The 18169-nt window shown below is 54.1% G+C and carries 16 protein-coding genes; 11 read left to right on the top strand and 5 right to left on the bottom strand.

Annotated features, from left to right (window positions below):
• Position 1 precedes the first annotated feature (1 nt).
• From JYE50_RS14265 to JYE50_RS14255, 3 genes are read left to right on the top strand one after another with little or no spacing between them, the layout of a single operon-like run.
• Complete coding sequence (locus JYE50_RS14265; protein WP_084095621.1) at positions 2 to 1072, top strand: GNAT family N-acetyltransferase; 1071 nt, start codon at positions 2 to 4, stop codon at positions 1070 to 1072.
• Between the two features lie 40 nt (positions 1073 to 1112).
• Positions 1113 to 1766, top strand: a complete 654-nt coding sequence (locus JYE50_RS14260; protein ID WP_143763599.1) for a class I SAM-dependent methyltransferase — start codon at positions 1113 to 1115, stop codon at positions 1764 to 1766.
• A 42-nt stretch (positions 1767 to 1808) separates the two neighbouring features.
• Entirely contained in the window at positions 1809 to 2750 is a 942-nt protein-coding gene (locus JYE50_RS14255) for a class I SAM-dependent methyltransferase (protein WP_084095620.1), read from the top strand.
• Between the two features lie 63 nt (positions 2751 to 2813).
• Here the strand turns inward: JYE50_RS14255 and JYE50_RS14250 are convergent, their stop codons facing one another.
• A complete protein-coding gene (locus JYE50_RS14250; protein ID WP_283399191.1) occupies positions 2814 to 4211 on the bottom strand; it encodes an MATE family efflux transporter in 1398 nt (465 codons plus the stop codon).
• A gap of 355 nt (positions 4212 to 4566) precedes the next feature.
• On the opposite strand from JYE50_RS14250, the gene JYE50_RS14245 reads away from it, so the two are divergent.
• Positions 4567 to 5463, top strand: coding sequence for a hypothetical protein (locus JYE50_RS14245; RefSeq protein ID WP_084095619.1), 897 nt, complete (start codon positions 4567 to 4569; stop codon positions 5461 to 5463).
• 218 nt (positions 5464 to 5681) lie between these two features.
• Complete coding sequence (locus JYE50_RS14240) at positions 5682 to 6419, top strand: DUF6273 domain-containing protein (protein WP_084095618.1); 738 nt, start codon at positions 5682 to 5684, stop codon at positions 6417 to 6419.
• Between the two features lie 74 nt (positions 6420 to 6493).
• Here JYE50_RS14240 and arfA read toward each other — a convergent pair whose 3' ends face one another.
• Positions 6494 to 8005: an arabinosylfuranosidase ArfA gene (arfA, locus tag JYE50_RS14235; protein WP_084095617.1), complete on the bottom strand. Its 1512-nt coding sequence runs from the start codon at positions 8003 to 8005 to the stop codon at positions 6494 to 6496.
• 197 nt (positions 8006 to 8202) lie between these two features.
• Here arfA and JYE50_RS14230 point away from each other — a divergent pair, with 197 nt between their 5' ends.
• Together JYE50_RS14230 and msrA are read left to right on the top strand one after the other, a co-directional pair.
• Positions 8203 to 9228: a LacI family DNA-binding transcriptional regulator gene (locus JYE50_RS14230; RefSeq protein ID WP_179138306.1), complete on the top strand. Its 1026-nt coding sequence runs from the start codon at positions 8203 to 8205 to the stop codon at positions 9226 to 9228.
• A 34-nt stretch (positions 9229 to 9262) separates the two neighbouring features.
• A complete protein-coding gene (gene msrA / locus JYE50_RS14225; RefSeq protein ID WP_084095615.1) occupies positions 9263 to 9751 on the top strand; it encodes a peptide-methionine (S)-S-oxide reductase MsrA in 489 nt (162 codons plus the stop codon).
• A gap of 26 nt (positions 9752 to 9777) precedes the next feature.
• Here msrA and JYE50_RS14220 read toward each other — a convergent pair whose 3' ends face one another.
• Entirely contained in the window at positions 9778 to 10527 is a 750-nt protein-coding gene (locus tag JYE50_RS14220; RefSeq protein ID WP_084095614.1) for a YlmH/Sll1252 family protein, read from the bottom strand.
• Between the two features lie 255 nt (positions 10528 to 10782).
• Here JYE50_RS14220 and JYE50_RS14215 point away from each other — a divergent pair, with 255 nt between their 5' ends.
• The gene (locus JYE50_RS14215; RefSeq protein ID WP_179138305.1) at positions 10783 to 11862 is read left to right on the top strand and encodes an endo-1,4-beta-xylanase; all 1080 of its coding nucleotides are present in this window, start codon (positions 10783 to 10785) and stop codon (positions 11860 to 11862) included.
• A 53-nt stretch (positions 11863 to 11915) separates the two neighbouring features.
• Here the strand turns inward: JYE50_RS14215 and JYE50_RS14210 are convergent, their stop codons facing one another.
• Together JYE50_RS14210 and JYE50_RS14205 are read right to left on the bottom strand one after the other, a co-directional pair.
• Positions 11916 to 12305, bottom strand: a complete 390-nt coding sequence (locus tag JYE50_RS14210) for a MerR family transcriptional regulator (protein WP_283399190.1) — start codon at positions 12303 to 12305, stop codon at positions 11916 to 11918.
• A 150-nt stretch (positions 12306 to 12455) separates the two neighbouring features.
• On the bottom strand, positions 12456 to 13424 hold the full coding sequence (locus JYE50_RS14205; protein WP_084095611.1) for a Gfo/Idh/MocA family protein: 969 nt from the start codon (positions 13422 to 13424) through the stop codon (positions 12456 to 12458).
• A 370-nt stretch (positions 13425 to 13794) separates the two neighbouring features.
• Here JYE50_RS14205 and JYE50_RS14200 point away from each other — a divergent pair, with 370 nt between their 5' ends.
• From JYE50_RS14200 to JYE50_RS14190, 3 genes are all read left to right on the top strand, one after another.
• Positions 13795 to 14931, top strand: coding sequence for an aldo/keto reductase (locus JYE50_RS14200; RefSeq protein ID WP_084095610.1), 1137 nt, complete (start codon positions 13795 to 13797; stop codon positions 14929 to 14931).
• 26 nt (positions 14932 to 14957) lie between these two features.
• On the top strand, positions 14958 to 16133 hold the full coding sequence (locus tag JYE50_RS14195; RefSeq protein WP_084095609.1) for an iron-containing alcohol dehydrogenase: 1176 nt from the start codon (positions 14958 to 14960) through the stop codon (positions 16131 to 16133).
• 283 nt (positions 16134 to 16416) lie between these two features.
• The gene (locus tag JYE50_RS14190) at positions 16417 to 18168 is read left to right on the top strand and encodes an ABC transporter ATP-binding protein (protein ID WP_084095608.1); all 1752 of its coding nucleotides are present in this window, start codon (positions 16417 to 16419) and stop codon (positions 18166 to 18168) included.
• Position 18169: the final 1 nt, after the last annotated feature.

The following is an 18169-nucleotide window of genomic DNA, read 5'->3' as shown; positions in this document are numbered from 1 at the left end:
TATGCTGAGAATCATTAAATCAATGGAAAATAAATACCTGATTCCTGCCCTGGATCTGGTGGAGGATGTGTTCACAACGTGGGACAGTCCGGAGGAAGCAAAAACCGTCCGGGCACTGGTAGAAGAAATCCGTGCTAAGAAGTATTACCTTCCGGAACTTGAGCTCATCATGGTGGATGAGACTGACCGGATCCTGGGTTATGCCATGTTTTCCCGTTTCCATATCGAAGGGAAATACGAGGATGAACTCCTGATCCTGACCCCGGTTGCCGTCCGGACAGAATACCAGCGGCAGCATATCTCAAAGGAACTGATTGAATACGGTTTTGAAAAAGCCGCCGCGCTCGGATACAAAGCCGTCCTGGTGGAAGGCAATCCGAAGAACTACAATCCCCGGGGCTTTGTCACCTCCGCCGACCGCGGAATCGTCGCCGGCCCGTCCATTCATCTTCCCCATCCAGCCTGCCTGATGGTCAAGGAGCTGGTGCCCGATGCGCTGGAGCACATCAGTGGAACAGTGGACTATTCTTTTTATGACACGCTGTGTGAAGATCATAAGAATACGGTTTATATGAAAAGATGCTATGAGCTGGCTGTTCAGGCCGGAAAGAAAGGCTTTGATACCTTCGGTGCCCTGCTTGTGCATAATGGAGAAATCCTTGAGGAAGCTGAAAACACAGCCGACTGGAAAAAAGGCATCTTCGGCCATGCGGAATTCAATCTGGTTCGCAAATGCGCAAACCGGTATCCCGATTCCCTTCTGAAAGAGTCCACTCTCTTCACCAGCTGCGCGCCGTGTGAACGCTGCCTGTGCGCGATTGCTTCCCTTGGGGTCGAAAAGGTTGTCTTCGGTGTTTCTTATGAAGCCTTCTCCAAACTGACACCCGGCGATGCCCTTCCGGTTGACCGGGAAGGCCTGCTCCGGGAACTCGGAATCACGATGAAACTGGCCGGCCCTGTTCTGGAGGAAGAAGGCATGCATGTCTTCGAATGGTGGGGCGGTGAACATCGTCCCCTGGAAGAACTGATTGCGGAAATGGCTGAAGTGAAAGCCAAAGCCGCCCAAAAGTAACTTTACAATAATGACATAACGTAAAAAGGAGATAAAAACTATGAAACTTGAACAAATGAACGATTTCTTTGCCGCCCGGGTGGAGGGCTATGATGAACATATGCGGACGACCATCGAGGGTGCTGATGATTTCTATGCCTATACAGCGTCCCTGCTGCCCGCGGAAAAGGATGCCCGAGTCCTGGACCTGGGTTGCGGAACCGGTCTGGAGCTGGAAGAGTATTTCCGGCTCAATCCGGATGCCGCCGTAACCGGCATCGATCTTTCCGACGCCATGCTGAACGCGCTGAAGGCAAAGTTCCCTGACCGGAAGCTCAACCTGGTCCAGGGATCCTATTTCGACGTGCCGTTTGGTGAAAACGCCTATAGCGCGGCCGTCTCCGTGGAATCCCTGCATCATTTTACCGCGGAAAAGAAAGAGGGGTTGTATGCCAGGCTTCACGCGGCACTGAAGGAAAACGGCTTCTTTGTCCTGACGGATTATTTTGCGGAATCCGATGAACAGGAAACGGAACTCTTCCGGAACCTGAAGCAGCTGAAACAGGAGCAGGGGCTCCCGGAAGACGTATTTTTCCATTATGATACGCCGCTCACCGTTGAACACGAAACCCAAGCCCTGGAAAAGGCGGGATTCTCAGAAGTCCGCGCCATGAAAAACTGGGGCCACACATTCACACTTATAGCGAGACGATAAATATGTTATTAATCATTATCAATCAGGGAGAGAAAAACAGAAATGAATTACAGTCAGAAAATATCAGAGCGGCAGTGGAACCTGCCGGACAAGGGAGAACTGGAGAGCCGCAGGGAAGCGACTTATATCGACGACATCATCCAGAAGGATCACATCCAGCGGAGACTGCTGGAGAACCTTGACGGGATCCGGACCGTGTTTGACGGCGGTGCCGGAAGCGGACGCTTCTCCATCCTGCTGGCAAAGCAGGGCTGCCAGGTGACCCACTTCGATATTTCCCAGCCCATGATCGACAAAGCCCGGGAGCTGGCGGAAAAGGAAGGCGTACTGGACCGGATCACCTTCGTCAAAGGCGCGCTGGAAGACCTGAGTGCCTACCGGGATCATGAATTCGACCTGGTCATGTCCTTTGACGCGCCGATCTCCTACACCTGGCCGAACCAGAACAAAGTCATCAGTGAGCTGGTGCGCATTGCCCGCAGGAAATTCATCATCAGCGTATCCAGCCGGCTGGGTTCCCTGCCCTATTATGCCAATCCGATCCAGAAGAACCAGTTTATCCTGGATGAAAAAGCGGATGATCCCTTTGTTCAGTGGATCATCTCCAACCGGGAGCAGATGATCAGCGGATTCTCTTTCAACAAACAGGTCGTTGACAAGCTGTGGGCCGACGGACTCATGGGCGGCGAGGAAGAGATTGCCCAGTATGAACAGGGCGGAGCCCCCTGGTGTATCACCTATGGGTTCATGCCGGATGAGCTGGAATCCATCCTGGCGGAAAACGGTGTCCGGAATATCCGGCTTTCCGGTCCCGGCGCTTTCGGAAGAACAATCCCGCGGGAGATCCTGGTGAAGATCATGAACGATCCGAAACAGAAAAAGGATTTCCTGGACTTCTGTTATCAGTATGACTCCAACCCCTATGTCTGCGGCATGGGTAAGGATAATCTGGTAGCTGAGGGTGACATTATCATTAATGACTGAACAGGAAAACTGCCGGAGCGCAAAATTGCTCCGGCAGTTTTTATTCTTTTCTCCATCGTCCGCTCATTCTTCCCGCAGGGTTTTTCTCCCGGCAAAGGGATCCCATCGACCGGTAAAATAATGGAAAACAAAGAACACAAACAGCAAAAGATTATGGCCGATCATGCATCCCCAGGCCGCTACCAGACCCAGGCCCAGGAATCGGGTGCAGATCCATGTTCCCAGGATCCTCACTACCCACATACCGATAACATTGTAAACAAAAGGTGCTGTGGTTTTTCCTACACCCTGCATCAGGCCCTCCACCACAATGGGGATCCCGTAGAACGGCTCGGATACCGCCACCATGCGCAGAACCGTCACACCAAGCCGGATCACGCTTTCATCCCGGCTGAACAGCCTGACCAGCGGTTCAGCAAACAGGAACAGCAGCGCGCCGGAAACGATCATCAGCCCGACCTCCAGCGGCAGGATTGTTCCTCCCAGCTTTTTCAGCCGCTCGTGATCTTTTGCGCCATAGGCGTTTCCGCTCAGCGTCGCTGCTGCTGTCTGCATTCCCCACCCCGGAATATAAAACAGGCTTTCCACCGTGTTGGCAATGGTATGCGCCGCCGTCGATATCCCGCCCAGGCCGTTGATCATGGAGGCAAAAACCACATAACCGAAGGACGTGGCAAAGCGCTGGGCCAGGTTAGGCACAGCAACCCGGAAACAAGGACGCAGGATGCTGCCTTCCGGCCGGAAGGACTGTCCTTTCGGTGAGATCACCGGATGTTTCCACAGCGCCCGGATCATAGCCGCTCCGCCATATATAAAGGAAACCGCGCTTGCCCATGCCGCGCCTTCCACACCAAGCCCGGCGCCGGGCAGGGTAATGCTCAGGTTCAGAACGGACACCGTGCGGGACGGAAAGATCAGCAGGAAGTTCAGGATCATGTTCATCCCGTTCACGATCATACCGATCCGCATGGGTGTGCGTGTATCTCCCGCGGATCGCAGCACCGTCCCCAGCAGGATGGAGGAAGTTCTGAACAGCATGGGAAGATATATGATCAGGAAATAGCGTGCCGCCAGATCCCGGATTTCAGGATCCACCTGCATCCATACAGGAACCTGTCTTGCACTCAGCATTGTCACGGCCGTAAGCACTGTACCCAGGATGAGGGTGACCAGACAAGCCTGTGCACTGGCTTGCCTGGCCCGTTCCGGATGTCCGGCACCAATCTGTCTGGCAATAAAGGCCAGGAAACCGATTCCAACCGCAGACACGATGCTGCCGATCATCCAGTTCACAGTACCTGTGGCACCCACCGCGGCTGTCGCCTGCGTTCCGAGTGCCCCTACCATTGCCGTGTCAATATATTGTACAGCTGTCTGTGTCAGCTGTTCCAGCATTGTCGGCCAGGCAAGGGTAAACACCGTTCCCAGCATGGAACGGTCAAACCTGCTTCCCAACCGCATAGATCCCACCTCCGGTTTCCTGTCTCATGAGCGGCCTGCCGCTCTTTCCTTTCCGGAAACGGAGCGATCTGATCTCATGCCGCTTATCCTACACGATCCCCGGTTAAAAGTCCATATTCATTCTCTGATACTTTAACCATACGAAACTGCAAGCACTTCTGAAACCGTTGAAAATCAACGGCTTCTTCCTTTATTGGGCATCCCGGAAGCTTGCCCCGGCGCTGCCGGTCGGGTGTCCGGCCGTCCCTGGTAACGGAAGCTGTATGTTCATATTTTTACATGCTTGCCATGCGTGGACCAAGTCCGGTACAATACATTATAAAGGGTACAGCGTTTCAGGAGGGAAAAACCACCGATGGAACAAAAGGCGTATTATCATCTGCCGGGTTTGTTTGAGTTTTATGATCTTTATAAGGTGTTTCTGCCCCTGTTCCGGGAGCACAGGGAATACTTCTATGACTGGTGCGAAATCGGTTCAATCTACGGTGCCCCCTGTGACTGTATCTGGGGCGGCGGGCGCGTCGGGTTCGGGGATGCGGATCCGGAAAAAGTACTTGCCCTGGTGAAGGAATACGGCATTTCCCCGCGGCTGACCTTCAGTAATTCCCTGCTGAAAGAGGAGCATCTGGCGGACAGGAAATGCAACGCGCTCTGCGTTATGTTCGGGAATAGCGGGGACGTGCCCGGCGGGATCATCATCTCCTCGGATCTGCTGCTGAAGTATATCCGGAACAAGTACCCGGGCTTCTATTTTGTTTCCTCTACAACGAAGGTGCTGACGGACATCCGGGACTGTATCAATGAACTGGACCGGAAGGAGTTCCGGTATGTGGTACCGGATTTTCGGCTCAACAAGGTGCTGCCGGAGTGCGGGCTGACGGAAGTCCGGAAGGCCAAAGTGGAATATCTCTGCAACGAATGCTGCTGGTTTGACTGCTATGACCGGAAAAACTGCTATGAGAACGTCAGCCGGAAGAGTCTGGGGGAAGACGTGGAAGATCACGTCTGCATTTCCCCGGACGCGGAGCGGGGATACCGCTTTTCGGACGCAATGAAAAATCCGGGATTCATCGGAATCCGGGATATCCGGGAGACTTACCTTCCGAAGGGTTTCCATCATTTCAAGATTGAGGGACGGAGCCTGGGAAGCGCCATCGTACTGGAGTTCCTGCTGTACTATATGACAAAGCCGGAATACCAGCTCCGGGTCAGGGAAGAAATCTACCTGGACAGCATGCTGGATATATTCTAGCGTGACAGGGTCACGCTGTGCTGCTTTACAGCAATGAAAAGGTGATGAATGCGTGAAGCGCAGGACAAGGGGACGGTTGATCCGTCCCCGTTCTTTATAGCCCGGATTCTGTTCCCGAGCTGTTTGCCGCTGTTTCCCTACCTTACGAAACTGTAAGAAGAAAGTCACCTGAAAGTAAGGTTCATCTGCTATTCTCATAGCCAAGGAGGGATGAACCAATGGAAACCTATGATAACATCGTATTAAGAAGAATCGGAATTATCCTTTTTGCGATCGTACTCGCTGTACATATTTTCGACATCGGAGGCTCCAACGCCGAGACCCTGAAGACTGGTGCCGATACCAGGAAAATCGTAACCATGGGCACCTTTGAACAGGACAACAACCCCGACAACGGCGCTGAAGCCATTGAATGGATCGTACTGGACGAGCAGGACGGCAAAAGCCTGCTCATCAGCCGGTACGGCCTGGACTCCGTTCCCTATCATGACGGCAAGGACGATGCTGCCTGGGAAAAATGCTCCCTGCGCGGCTGGCTGAACAACGAATTCCTGCAGAGCTCTTTCACTCCTGAGGAACAGGCAGCCATCCAGACCACGACCGTGGTAAACGGTGCGGGCCAGGGCAGCGCCTACAGCATTGACGGCGGAGCGGATACCCAGGATAAGCTTTTCCTGCTCAGCTACCGGGAAGCTTTCCAGACCTATTTTGCCAAACAGGAAGACAGGCTGTGCGCCCCTACTGAGGTTGCCAAAGCTCATGGTGTCTTCTATACAGAAAGCGAGGCGGCTGTGGACGGTGCCGGTTGCTCCTGGTGGCTCCGTTCTCCCGCTGACGCCCTGTACAACGCGCTTGAAGTTGAATATGACGGCAGCGAAATGTTCAGCAACATTCATTTCAACAACACAGCTGTCCGCCCCGCGCTCTGGGTGGATTTGAACAGCCTGAATAAATAACAGAGCGCTTCACATAAAAAGGGACCTTTCATCCCGGGATGAAAGGTCCTCTTTTTATCTGTCAGATTATCTGATTACTTTTTCTCGAAACGGATCACATTCCAGCTCAGCGCGGGCAGCCTGATCTCAGCCTTTCCGTCTTCCGCCTTACCGCCGGGGCCGGCCATGGGCGTCACATTGCCGGGATTCTCTTCCGTGTTCACAGCCTTCACGTCGTCATGGTGAAGCAGGATATGCTCAGCCAGGCGCAGGTCACCGAAGGACCGCAGGTCGAGGTCCAGGCAGAAGTCTTCCTTCATGTCCCGGTTCACGCAGAACACCGTTACGCTGCCGTCGTCCCCCAGTGTCGCCGTGGCATCCACCAGCGGAACTCCTTCATAATCCGCACAGTCATAGACCGGCGTGTTCACGATTGCCTTCAGGGCGGTGCCGCGGCCGTACCGGCTGACGTGCAGGAAGGGATAGAAGATCGTCTGCGCCCAGCATCCGCCGCCCTTGCGGGTCATGATCGGAGCAATCACGTTCACCAGCTGCGCCAGGCATGCCACCTTCACACGGTCCGCGTTGCGCAGGAAGGTAATCAGGATGCTGCCGGCCAGCAGGGCATCTTCAAAGTTATATACATCTTCCAGCAGCGGAAGGGCGGGTCCCCACTTCTCCCGTTTCCAGATTTCCTTGTCCTGCTCATTGGAGTGATACCAGACGTTCCACTCATCAAAGGACAGGTTGATCTGCTTCTTCTGGTGCTTCTTGCCCTTCACCGCGTCGCAGATGGAGATTACTGTATGGATAAAGTCATCCAGGTCCATGCTCCGGGCCAGGAAGCCGGGAGTGTCGTTGGTGGGATTGCCGTAATAGCGGTGCAGGGAGATATAGTCGATATTCTCATAGCACTCGTTCAGCATTGTCAGTTCCCAGTCCCCGAAGGTAGGCATCTGGGAAGAGGAAGAGCCGCACGCCACCAGTTCGATGGTGGGATCCACCCACTTCATCATCTTAGCAGCTTCATTGGCAATATGTCCGTATTCCGCGGCCGTTTTGTGCCCCATCTGCCAGGGACCGTCCATTTCATTGCCAAGGCACCACATTTTGATGCCCAGCGGATCCTTTTTCCCGTTTTTGATCCGCATGTCGCTGAACTTGCTTCCGCCCTTATGGTTCGCGTATTCCACGATATCCCGGGCGTTTTCCGGTCCGCGGGTGCCCAGATTGATGGCATACATGATCTCGCTGCCGACCTTTCCGGCCCAGTCAGCGAATTCATGCAGACCCACTTCGTTGCTTTCCGTTGTGAACCAGGCCAGGTCCAGCCTCCGGGGCCGCTGGTCCCGGGGACCTACAGAATCCTCCCAGTTGAAACCTGAAACAAAGTTTCCGCCGGGATACCGGATAATCGGCACACCAAGTTCCCGGACCTTTTCAATAACGTCTTTCCGGAAGCCCGCCTCATCGGCATTGGGGTGCCCGGGCTCATAGATACCACCGTATACCGCGCGGCCCAGATGCTCAATAAAAGAGCCGAAAACACGCGGGTCCACTTTGCCAATCTGATAGTCCCTGTCCAGGATCATGGATGCTTTTTTCATTCTGATCTCCTCATCTCCGCAGGCGATTTTTGAGAGATTATCGTTATCCTTTTCATTGGTTTAATGATATATCCCGACCGGTGAATTGTCAAACAAAAAATGTCCCTTGTTCTTTTTTTTATCAATCTTCACAAACACAGGAAATTGACCCCGGATTCATGGTATAATAGCTTAAATTGGTTCATGGAGGAATGCATATGAGGAGCGTCAGCCGTATTACCCTACGGGATGTCGCGGGCGCGTGCGGTTATACCGTCAACACGGTATCCAGGGCACTCCGCGGGGATACCCGACTGCCGGAATCCACCCGGAAAAAGATCCGGGATACCGCTCTGCAGATGGGCTATATCCGCAACTCCCTTGCCTCTTCCCTGCGTTCCGGGAAAAGCGGCAATATTGCGGTTATCGTCAATGACGTTCACAACCTGCATTTCTGCCATATGCTCACCACCATGGACAGAGAACTGCGCAAGGCCGGTTATAACATCATGGTGCTGTGCATGGGCTTCAGTGAAGAGCTGGGTGAACACCTGATCCGCTCCGCCATTTCCCAGGCAGTGGACGGGATCCTGTACTTCCCTTACTACAACAACCGCGATCATATTGAGATCATGCGGAAGAACCATATGCCCTTTGTTCTCCTGGACCGCCGGGTCCGCGACATCGTCCTGGACAGTGTCCGGTGTGATGACCGCCGCGGCGGCTATCTGGCAGGTGTCCACCTGGCCAACCTTGGCCACAAGCATTATCTCTTCCTGTCCGGTGAAGACCGCTCCAGTTCCCAGCCCGACCGTCTGGCAGGTTTCATGCAGGCCATGAAGGAATACCAGATCCCTGAATGCAATATCCGTATTGTCCCGGGTGAAAAGGTGGAGGCGGCTCACTCTGAATCCCGGTTGAAGGAACTGCTTGTTCCGCTGGACTATACCGCCGTTGTTTCCTTCCGCGATGAAGTGGCTTATCCCGTCATGCTGGAACTGTCTTCCATGGGACTGGAGATCCCGCGGGATATCTCCATCGTCAGCTTTGACCACCTGCGCGGGGAGATCCCCTATCTGCCAAAGCTGACCAGTATTTTTGCCAACGGCGATAAAGTTGCCTCCGAAGGCGTCCGCCTGCTGCTGGAGCGAATTGAAAAGCCCGATCTTCCGCCGCAGGAGATCATCCTGCCCGTCACGCTGTTCGATGAAGGAACTGCCGCTCCGCCCTGCACAGTTGGCTGAATCATAACACAATATCGCAAAAGGAGTTTATATCATGAAAACCATTTGGCTTGCCGGTGGCTGCTTCTGGGGAATGCAGAAATTCTTTGATCAGTTCAGCGGTGTTCTCCGCACCGAAGTCGGCTACGCAAACGGCCCGGACAAAGCTCCCTCCTATGAAGAGGTATGCGCGGACAGCGGCCATGCCGAAACGCTCCGGATCGACTATGATGAAACCCGTATTTCCCTTACAGAACTGCTGAAGTATTATTTCATGGTCATCGATCCGCTCTCGGTTAACCGTCAGGGACATGATGAAGGGATCCAGTACCGCACCGGCATCTACTACACAGATGAAACCCTTCTTCCGGAGATCCGGGCTGTCTGGCAGAAGGAAGAAGAAAAAGCTGGCGCGAAGCTGGCTGTTGAACTGGAACCCCTCCGGAATTTCTTCTCCGCGGAAGAATACCACCAGAAATACCTGGATAAAAACCCCGGCGGCTACTGCCATATCCCGAATCAGTATTTCAGCATCGGAAAATGACCGGTCCCGCGGGTCCGGTCATTCCGTCAGACGTATTTTCGCAGGCTGACCCACAGCCTGTTCTTTTTTGTTTCATGCTCTATTCCGTCATAAACAGCCTTGCCGAAGCCCCGTACCGAAAGGATGTCACCTTCCTTCAGTTTTGAGCTCCGGTCCGTCACATTCCGTCCGTTTACAAAAACCTTTTCCGCGGCGAACAGCTTGTCCGCCTGTCCCCGGGAAAGCCCGGTAAAGGCAGCCGTTACCGCGTCAAGCCGTTCGGAGATCACATTCAGCCGGATCGGCGCGTATACAGGCTGTACCTCCGGGATATCCGTTCCGGTCACCTCGGCGGTCACGGAAGTCCTGCGCACCTGCGTAAGGGCGGAAGCCAGCATTTCCGCCGCCGTTGTCAGGCAGAAAAACCAGGCTTGCTTGTCCCGCACCAGGATATCCCCTACCAGGCTGCGCTCAATGCCCAGGTTCATGATCGCGCCCAGATAATCCCGGTGACTCAGATCCTCCGCGTATTTCAGTGATTTCGGCTTCACCGCCACCACGCTGATCGGGATCTCCGGCGGTCCTGCCTCCGCTTCATTTCCCGCCGCCAGGATCTTCCTCTCCGCCGCCTCGTATCCGCCGGTCAGCACATAGGAAAAGCCGGCCGCCTCCGGGCAACGGAGCAGCTCATCCTGCTCCGCCGGAGTCAGAAAACCGGAATACTGCCAGCGCCCGGTTTTTTCACTCCTGCGGCACAGATCCAGCAGGTGGCGGAGCGCCGTGTCATTTGCTGTCATTTTTATCACAAAACCTTCCGTTCATTCAGCGGTTCACAGGATGTATTTTCTCCTGTCAGGCTCCATTGTAGCGGGATTACGGGTCATTGGCAAGGAACACAAAAGTCTTTTGGTTACAGGACATTTTTCTTGTTTTTTCGATGTATCCATTCTCCGCCCTCATTGACATCATGTAAGTTTTACAATCATAATATTGATATAGCTTCCGGCCCGCAGCCGGTGTCTGGTATGCCACATCAGCAGGGAGGAAACACCATGAGTGAGATCATTTCTCTGGCCAAATCCTATGAGAAATATTTTAAGATCGGGGCGGCGGTTTCGCCTTTTTGTATTGCCCGCCACCGTGACCTGCTTAAGACGCAGTTCAACAGCCTGACCGCCGAAAACGAAATGAAGTACGAGCCCACCGAACCGGAAGAAGGCCATTTCAATTTCGATCATGCGGAACCCATCATCACCCTGGCCCGGGAAATGGGAATTAAAATCCGGGCGCACGCGCCTGTCTGGCATAACCAGACCCCCGCCTGGATGTATCTGGACGGCGATAAGCCCGCCGCGCCGGAACTGATCTATGAGCGTATTGACGCCCACAGCAAAGCCCTCTGCGAACACTTCAACCCGGATGTGTATGCCTGGGACGTTGTTAACGAAGCCACCCGGGATGATATACCCGATCCGGTAAAGAATCCCGGTGAAAGCCCGGTTTACCGTCACAGTGAATACTATAAGCTCTGCGGCATAGGCTTCATTGAAGCCGCCTTCCGTTCCATGGCCAAATATGCCGCGCCTGATGCCCAGCTGTTCTACAACGATTACAGCGAAACCGTACCGGACAAGCGTGACCGTATCGTCAGCCTGATCCGCAACCTGCAGGAAAAAGGCTGTCGCGTCGACGGCATCGGCATGCAGCAGCACCATATGGCTGTTCCCGATTATGATGAGATCAAGCGTTCCATTGAGATCTACGCGAACATGGGCCTGCGGATCCATGTGACCGAGCTGGATATTTCCATGATGGCCACCTTCAACCAGGGCTCCTACCGCCTTAAGCCGGGCGATCCCGGGTTTGATGAATACATCAAGGATGCCCTGAAGACCACCCCCGAAAAGCTGGCCAAGATCAGTGAGATCTACGTAAAGCTCTTTGAGATCTACCGCAGCTATTCAGATGTCATCGACTCCGTCACCACCTGGGGTGTATCTGATGACTACACTTGGCTGGACTTCTTCGGCCTCAAGCCCGGCAGTCCCATCATCAAGCAGCATCCCCTGCTCTTTGATGAGAACGAACAGCCGAAGCCCTGCGTACAGCAGATGATCGACGCTGTCAGGTAATACCGCAAAGTAACAGAGAACCGGCCGCCCGGTAATTCCGGACGGCCGGTATTTTATTTCGCTTTTTTGGCTTCTTTTTCCTGATAAGCCCGAAGCTTCTCCGAAAAAAAGTTCAGTTTCCAGGTCACCTTGTCCAGATGCTCCTGCATTTCAGCCATCCGCTCCAGGACCCGTTCCCTGTGCTCCCGCAGCAGTTCCACCCGTTCCTCCAGCGTATGGTCACCCTCGTGGGTCAGCTGTACAAACCGGGCAATCTCCTGGATGGACATCCCGGTATTTTTCAGGCATCGGATCAGTCCCAGCCGTTCCAGGTCCTCGTCCGTATACTGGCGGATGCCGCCCTGGCTGCGCTCCACCCCGGTGATCAGGCCTTCCTTTTCATAATAACGCAGGGTATGGGCAGTCAAACCTGTCTTTTTGCTGACATCCTGGATCGTATACATGGATCTCATCCTCCGCTGTGATCAACTTAGAGTAAACTTCAACTTCATGCTGATTTTATTCGAAGGAATCCCTTCTGTCAAATATCCCGCCTGAAGTAAACAATTGTTCATTGTTAATTATTCATTATTCATTGGAAATTGGATATTGTTTCAATATCCAATTTCCTTCAGTATTCTGTCCGTCACCCGTGCCACGAGAAGCGAAAACTCCTTTGTCACATGGGGCTTCTCACCGGTCAGGATACAGCGGCTCAGCTGTTCAGACTCCAGGGAGTAATTGTTCGGTGCGTTCACCGTCTTGGTTTCCTTCACGCCGTTCCGGATCACCGTATACGGAATCTCTCCGGCCTGGTTGAACTCCACGGGAGAAACGATTGTGCCCAGAGTACCGTGGATCCGAAACCGGTCCAGCCGTCCCTCCGGAAGCAGCATGCCGCAATCCAGATTGGCCACTGCTCCGTTGTCATACAGCAGCAGCGCAGAGGTAAACAGATCGATCTGCTTTTCCGAGAACTGCGCCGCAGCACGTACGGTATCCGGTTCTTTCCCCAGCATCCACATCGCCATACTGATCGCGTAACACCCAAGGTCATACAGAGCGCCGCCGTACGTTTCCTTCCGCAGGCGGATATCCGTATCCGGACGTCTGCCGGTAATGAATGCGGATTCCAGGTACCGGATCTCACCGATCGTCCCGGCATCCAGCTCCGCTTTCACAGCTTTGACAAAGGGACTGTGGAGGTAAGCAAAAGCTTCCATCAGCATCACGCCGTTTTCCTCAGCCGCCCTGAACATTTCCTGTACCTGCGTTTCCGAAACCGCCAGCGGTTTTTCACACAGCACATGCTTTTTTGCCTTCAGGGCCCGGATCGACCATTCGCAGTGAAGGTCATTGGGCAGCGGAATATAGACCGCCTCCACTTCCGGATCTGCCAGCAGTTCATCATAGCTGCCATATGCTTTCCGGAAACCAAACTGTTCCTTATAGCTTTGCGCCTTCTCGGGTTTTCTTCCCGCAATGGCGTACAGCTCACAGTGTTCCGCCAGCTGCATTCCCGGGATCGTCTGTCCCCGCGCTATATCCGCTGTTCCAAGTACTCCCCATCTGACTTTTTTCATATCATGATCCTCCCGAAAGTATTGAACGTTTTTTTCTTTGCCCCAATCATAAACCTTAAAGTTTACTCTAAGTCAACTGCATCAGATTCAGAATGATCTCTCATGAAGCACCGTCCTGCTCCCGTGTCATCCTGAACGGAGTGAAGGATCTCCTCCGGGGCCTCGTTAAGTCAACTCCAGCCGCAGGCACATATCCAAATGTCATTTCGACCGACTGAAAGAAGTGGAGAAATCTCGTCCTTCCCGCCATCGGCGGGTAATTCTGAATTCTGATTTCTGAATTAACAGTTGACTTAGAGTTAACTCCAAGGTCTATCATATTCATGTCTGAAATCCATTATTGAATCATATTCTCTGGGAGGTTCCGCACATGAAATACCGTACCATGGGAAAACTGGGAATCAAGTCCTCCGCCTTCGGCCTGGGCTGCATGCGTTTCAACGGCGCTGCCTCCGGAGACAGTGTCATTGACGAACAGAAAGCCGTCTCCCTGATCCGCAGGGCCATCGACGGCGGCGTCACCTACATCGATACTGCCTATGTCTACCTGGATAAGACCTCTGAGATCGTCCTGGGCAAAGCCCTGCAGGACGGTTACCGTGACCGTGTGACCATCGCCACCAAAGTACCGCCGGATATGGTGCACAGCCGTGCCGATCTGGAAGCTGTTCTCGCGGAAGAGCTGAAAAAGCTGCAGACAGACCATATCGATTTCTATCTCATGCACGCCATGAACAGGCAGAAATGGGAGCACATGAAAGAAATCGGCGCGCCGCAGTTCTTTGACGACATGAAGAAGGAAGGGAAAATCCGCTATAAGTGCTTCTCCTTCCACGGCCCCTATGAAGAGTTTGAATATATCCTCAATGACTGGGACTGGGATATGTGCCAGATCCAGTATAACTTCATGGACATCAACAACCAGGCCGGCACCAAAGGCCTGGAACTGGCCGGCAGCAAGGGCATCCCTGTTGTCATCATGGAAGGCCTGCTGGGCGGACGCCTCGCCAACGCGCCGGATAATGTACAGGCGCTCTATGACGCGTTCCCCGTGAAACGCTCCCCCGTTGAATGGGCATTCCGCTGGCTCTGCAACCATCCGGAAGTTGCCGTGGTCCTGTCCGGATGCAATGAGGCGGAACAGATCGACGAAAACCTGCGTATTTTCGACACCGTGGATACCGGCATTATGAGTGCGGAAGAGCTGAAGCTCATGGATGATGTCCGCGCTGCTTATATCAGCCGCACAAAGATCGGCTGCACCGGCTGCCGTTACTGCATGCCCTGCCCCAACGGCGTGAACATTCCCGGCCTCTTCTCCGTCTGGAACAACGTTTCCCTTTACGGCATCGATCCGAAATCAGACTGGCAGTTCCGTATGATCCTGGACAAGGACGGCGGAGCGGACAAATGCCTGGCATGCGGTGCCTGTGAAGCCGCCTGCCCCCAGCATCTGAACATCATCGACAGCCTTAGTGCCGCCTGGAGCGAACTGAAGCCTGAATAACCGCCGGATCTGAAAGGAGACCGATCATGAACAACTTTACCTTCTATTCCCCTACCTGTTTTGTTTTCGGAAAAGATTCGGAAAACCAGGCCGGCGCACTGGTTAAGCGTTTCGGCGGCAGCCGGGTGCTGATCCACTTCGGCGGCGGCAGTGCGCTCCGTTCCGGTCTGATTGACCGGGTGGAAGCTTCCCTGAAATCGGAAGGCCTTGTCAGCTTCCGTCTCGGCGGCGTAAAGCCCAATCCCCGCAGCGGCCTGGTCTATGAAGGCATTGAGCTCTGCCGTAAGGAAAAGATCGATTTCATTCTTGCCGTCGGCGGCGGTTCCTCCATTGACTCCGCCAAAGCCATCGCGGCAGGAACCATCTATGACGGAGACTTCTGGGATTTCTACAGTGGCAAACATATTGATGAAGCTCTTCCCGTCGGCACGGTGCTCACCATCTCCGCCGCGGGCAGCGAAGGCAGCCCGGACAGCGTCATCACCCTGGAGGACGGCATGTTCAAGCGCGGCGCCAGCGGTGATGCGATCCGGCCGAAGTTCTCCATCCTGAATCCCGCCCTGACCCAGACCCTGCCGCCTTATCAGACCGCGGCAGGCATCACGGACATCATGGCCCACCTTTATGAGCGCTACCTGACCAATACTCTCGAAGTGGAAGTCACCGACCGGATGATCGAAGCGCTTCTCCTGACCATGATTCACGAAGGTCCGCGTGTCATTGCGAACCCCGACAATTATGATGCCCGGGCGAATATCATGTGGGCCGGTATGATGGCGCATAACAATTCCTGCGGCGTCGGCCGGAGCCAGGACTGGAACAGCCACAACATCGAGCATGAGCTTTCCGCCCTTTACGACTGTGCCCACGGTGCCGGTCTGGCTGTCACCCTGCCCGCCGTCTTCACCTATGTTATGAATCATGATGTCATGCGCTTTGCCCAGGTCGCCGTCCGTGTCTGGGGCTGCCAGATGGACTTCGCCCATCCGGAAGTCACCGCCAGGGAGGGTATCGAAAAGCTGCGTCAGTTCTTCATCTCCATCGGCATGCCCCGCAACTTCACGGAGCTGGGTGCCAAAGAAGAAGATATCCCGACGCTGGTTCACAACCTCTGCTACGGTGACGGCCGTCCCGGTACTATCTCCGGCTTCGTCACCCTCAATGAAGATGATTGTGCCAACATTTACAAGCTGATGCTGTAAATGTTTACTCTTCACTTTTCACTCTTCACTGGAAACTCATCACTGATCTGTTTTCTTTTTCAGATCTCTCCACTTCGCCTTCGGCTTCGGTCGAGATGACACTGTGGTGCTTGTCATTCCGACCAAGCGTTAGCGCGTGGAGGAATCCCTTACTACGTCCGAAGGACGCTCTTAATCAACAAAACAGCATCCTCGATGCTGTTTTATCCTTCATTTTTAAGTTTTAAGTCTTCATTTTTCAGTTTTAAGTAGCGTCTGCTTACAGACGCAAATCGGAGTATCTATGCGCAAGCAATTCGCCTGGCTGTGGAAGAACATGGACGCACCCTTCCGCCGCCGTCATGTCATCGCCCTGTGCGTCTGTGCCTTTACCTGTCTTTTGCTGCTGGTAAACCCGGCCCTGTCCCGGCGCCTGATCGACGACGTCATCGTTGCCGGCAATCCTGATCCCCTGCTTTCCATCCTGGCCGTTATGCTGGTGGTCAAGCTGGGCCGGGAAGGCCTGCGGTATATGATGGTCATTTTCCTGGAAAAAGATTCCCAGAATGTGATCTTCAACCTCCGCCGCAGCCTGTTCAGCAAAATGCAGTATAACGATATGGCGTTTTTCGACACCCACCGCACTGGTGACCTCATGACCCGCATGAGCGCCGACCTGGACTGGTGCCGTCATTTCCTGAGCTATATTGATTACCGCATCATTGACGCGGTCTGTACCTTTCTTTTTGCGACAATCTACCTGACGCTGGTGAACTGGAAGCTGACGCTCCTGCTCATCGTCATTACCCCTGTGCTCCTGCTGATCACCAAGTTCTTCTCCCGTCATGTCCGTCCCCGCTTTGTTTTCATGCGGGAAAAGCTGTCAGAGATGAACACCGCGGCACAGGAAAACATCGCCGGCAACCGGGTCGTCAAGGCCTTTGCCCGGGAAGAGTATGAAAAAGAGCGGTTTGAGCAGAAGAACAAAGCTTTCATGGACAGCCATCTGCGCATCAACAAGCTTTGGCTCACCTTCTTCCCCATGATCGAGCTGCTGGTCAATGCCATTCAGCTGGTCACCGTTTTTGTGGGCGGCCTCTTCATCATCCGGGGAGAGCTCACTCCCGGCGAACTGGCTATCTTCACCGGACTCAGCTGGGCTGTTTCCAACCCCATGCGGGAACTGGGCAACCTCATCAACGACCTGCAGCGTTTTTCCACTTCCGCGGCGAAAGTCATGGAACTGTATTACGGAACGCCCTCTATCGTGGATGCTCCCGATGCTGTTTCTCACGAGCGTCTGCAGGGCAAAATCGAGTTTGATCATGTCTCCTTCCGTTATGACAGTAAGCCCGTCCTGACAGACGTTTCCTTCACGGTTCAGCCCGGCCAGACCGTGGCTGTCATGGGGCCCACCGGCAGCGGAAAAACCACCCTCATTCAGCTGCTTGCCCGCTTCTATGATGTTTCTGAAGGCGCCGTCCGCGTGGATGACTGCGATGTGAAGCAGTGGAAGCTGAGCGAGCTCCGTGGCGGCATCGGCACCGCCACCCAGGATGTCTTCCTTTTCTCAGACACTGTGGAAGGCAATATTGCTTTCGGCGATCAGGATCTTACCGAAGAAGAGGTTAAGGACTTTGCCCGCCGGGCGGATGCCGCGGAATTCGCTGAAAAGCTGCCTGAAGGTTATGACACTATCATCGGTGAGCGCGGCGTCGGCCTCTCCGGCGGCCAGCGCCAGCGTATTGCTCTGGCACGGGCCATGGCAGTCCGTCCCGGAATTCTCATCATGGACGATACCACTTCCGCTGTGGACAGCGAAACCGAGCGGTATATCCAGGATCAGCTGCGGAACCTGCCCTATGAGTGCACCAAATTCATCATTGCCCAGCGGATTTCTTCCATGCGGGACGCCGACCTGATCCTTGTCCTTCAGGACGGAAAGATCACCGAAAGCGGAACGCACCGTGAGCTGCTGGAAAAGCGCGGCTATTACTGGCAAACTTACTGCCTGCAGTACGGCATTCCCATGCAGGCGCAGGAAGGGGGGATGTAAG

This window comes from Aristaeella lactis (genome assembly GCF_018118585.1).
Classification (GTDB): Bacteria; Bacillota; Clostridia; order Christensenellales; family Aristaeellaceae; genus Aristaeella; species Aristaeella lactis.
The sequence above is the reverse complement of the archived record's forward strand: the minus strand, read 5'-3'. Positions and strand labels throughout refer to the sequence as shown.